Source organism: Halarchaeum acidiphilum MH1-52-1, assembly GCF_000474235.1.
Taxonomy (GTDB): Archaea; Halobacteriota; Halobacteria; order Halobacteriales; family Halobacteriaceae; genus Halarchaeum; species Halarchaeum acidiphilum.
In genome coordinates this window covers 1-2,730 of sequence record NZ_BATA01000126.1, presented here as the reverse complement: position 1 = coordinate 2,730, position 2,730 = coordinate 1, and the positions used below count along the sequence as shown (strand labels likewise).

At 58.1% G+C, this 2,730-nt stretch carries 2 protein-coding genes; one reads left to right on the top strand and one right to left on the bottom strand.

The features are described 5' to 3' along the window. Positions 1-244: 244 nt before the first annotated feature. Complete coding sequence (locus tag AOZ13_RS13385) at positions 245-964, top strand: hypothetical protein (protein WP_021780853.1); 720 nt, start codon at positions 245-247, stop codon at positions 962-964. A 41-nt stretch (positions 965-1,005) separates the two neighbouring features. Here the strand turns inward: AOZ13_RS13385 and AOZ13_RS13380 are convergent, their stop codons facing one another. After that, entirely contained in the window at positions 1,006-2,388 is a 1,383-nt protein-coding gene (locus AOZ13_RS13380; RefSeq protein WP_020222699.1) for an ATP-binding protein, read from the bottom strand. Positions 2,389-2,730 lie beyond the last annotated feature (342 nt).

Genomic DNA, 2,730 nt, shown 5'->3' with positions numbered 1-2,730 from the left:
CCCGAGGCGGTTGACGTCTACCCCCCCTGTCGGATATCTCTAGGGGCACGTTCGAATCCAGTGTATAGCGGGAACCCCTACTTATCGGCTGTTTCAGACTCTTCTCTGAGAGGGCGATAAACGACGGCGAAACGCGAGCCGTCGCATACGTCCGTCAGCAAGCGAACCCGACAGATCGTGCGTAGTGTTGGCTACCCTCTCAGCCCATGTCCTTATGAATGTACACACACTACTGTGTATTAGGATGGCGACGAAGACGATCTCACTTGACGAGATCAGCCAGCGCGGTGGCGACCCCGACGCGATTAGTGACCGCTATCACGACCAGAAACCGGACTCCATCTCCGTCTCGTGGACGGACTTCGTCGACACCATCCAAAACGAAGACGACACCATTGAGTATATCGACGCGATTCAGGAGGCACTCGCGACGCTCAAACGCCGGAAGCGTGAGCGGGACACCGCCATGCCGATTTCTGCACTATGGGAGACAGACACCCAACAGCGGCTGATAGCGAAGTACGCGTTCGCGATTCCGCCACGGGAGGCACTCGACTATCTCATCGATCAGGGGCCGCTCGTCGAACTCGGCGCATGGAAGGGGTACTGGGCGTACGAACTCGAGAAGCGCGGCGGCGACATCACCGCTTACGACATCGACCCCATCCTCGACCCGTGGTTTCCAGTCCAGTCGGGTGATCAAGACGTACTCCTCGAGTACGGCGAGGCGGAGACGCTCGTACTCTGCTGGCCACCAGTCGGCTCGATGGCCTACGAGTCACTCCTCCTCCACGGCGGCGACGTCATCTACATCGGCGAACACCCCGGTGAGGGGTTCAAGGCGTTCGCGGATATGCGGTTCTTCGACGTCCTTGAGGCCCGCTACGAACACGTCACCCAGATTGACTTGCCGAGCCATCCCGGTGCGAAAGACGACCTCCACCACTACCGGCCGCTCGACTAAGCACACCCGGACGTCCGAACGGCTAGAACTGCAAAACCGGCCTAGAGGGTCTCAGCGAGATCATCGAGATCGAAGAGCAACCACTCCTCGCCAAGGTCGTCGCGGAGGCCGTCTCGGAAGCCACTCTTTGAGAAGAGGACGTACTGCTCCTCGCGCGTCCCTGGCCCCCAGCGTACGGCGTCCGCCTTCTCCAGGAGGTCATCGACGAGACCGTACCCGACGGGCGTGGTCGTCCATTTACACTCACCAAGGAGGAGCCGGTCATCCTGCGGGGCGAGCGCGACGATATCAACTTCGTCTTCACCATACCACCAACGCCCAACACGCGAATACGGCTCTAGCGTTCCGCGCCGAATCAACTCCCAGACGGCCTCCTGGCAGACCGACTCGAAAGTCGTCGCGACATGATCCGGGAGTGCTGGCTCGATCGTCCCCTCGAAGACGACCTGAGGTGCTTCTTCGATACTGGAGCGATTCGGCTCAACGAACCGAAACCAGAACCGGAGGAATTCGTCAGCAACGCCGTATCGCGAGCGCTTCGACTTCTTCTGCGCGGCCGTCACCGGAACCTCGCGCTCGATGAGACGGAGCCGACGCAGCGTCTGCAGGTATTTCGAGAGTGGGCCAGACCCAATCCCGGTCGCGCCCGCAATCTCGTTCGGCGTCGTATGTCCAGTCGCAATTGCTTCCAGAATACTCATGTAGCGAGCAGGATTCCGGAGCTCCGTTCGCAAGAGGAACTCGGGCTCGTTGTACAGCACAGCAGTCGGCGAGAGGATTTCCGACTTGATGTTCTCGCCGAGCGTGTACGTGTAATCGAAGAGCGTGACGTACATCGGCGTGCCACCGGTCACCGCATACGACTCGACGGCTTGCTCAAGGTCGTAGCCAATGACATCGCGCGCCTCCCGGAACGAGAACGGCTCCAGATCGACCTGTCCAGTTCGACGCCCGTAAAGTGGACTTTCGTGACCAAGCACCTCAGACTCCATCGTGCTAATGCTCGACCCACAGAGAACGAGCATTGACTCCGTCTCCTGGAGCTGTTCGTCGACGAACGACTGTACGTAGGACGGCAGTGACTCGTTCTCCGCAACGAGATACGGGAATTCGTCAATCACGACGATGCACTGCTCGCGCGCGACACACTCACCAAGATAGTCGAACGCATCATCCCAACCGTCGACCGCGGGGACACGGTCGTCGAAGTGGTCCGCAACTTGTGTGACGAACTTCTCACGCTGTCGTGGTTCTGCCTCCTGCGCGGCAAGATAGTAGACGTATGGGCGGTCTGCACAGAATTCTTTGAGGAGTTCAGTCTTCCCGACGCGCCGTCGACCGTAGACGACGTAGAAGGCGTGTCCGGCCGATTCAAACGCCATCTCCAGGGCGTCGAGTTCGTCGGCCCGATCGTAGAAGGTCATACTCTCAATAATGATTACTGCGATAATGACTTAGTGCTTCCGCTTGGAACGCCGCCCACAGAATCCGGGTACAGCCAAATCCGAGATCGAGGAGCACCGACTCCACGCCCTCGAAAAAGATATTCCAGATTATGATACGCTCAAATATCATATTCTGAAATATCATCTTCGCCAGCCTGCCGTCGGTGAGATATTAACCAACGACTGGAGCAAACACAGCATCTGTTGGTTAAGAAGTAGCTCCCAGAGTCTCAGACTGCACATCCACATCGATTGATGTTATTCTGACATAATCTGATTTCGCTCACCAATCATCCCATCAATCAGGCCACCGTAGCCAGC

Coding starts and splice junctions, on each gene's coding strand:
- AOZ13_RS13385 (WP_021780853.1), top strand. CDS start 245: ATGGCGACGAAGACGATCTCACTTGACGAGATCAGCCAGCGCGGTGGC.
- AOZ13_RS13380 (WP_020222699.1), bottom strand. CDS start 2,388: ATGACCTTCTACGATCGGGCCGACGAACTCGACGCCCTGGAGATGGCG.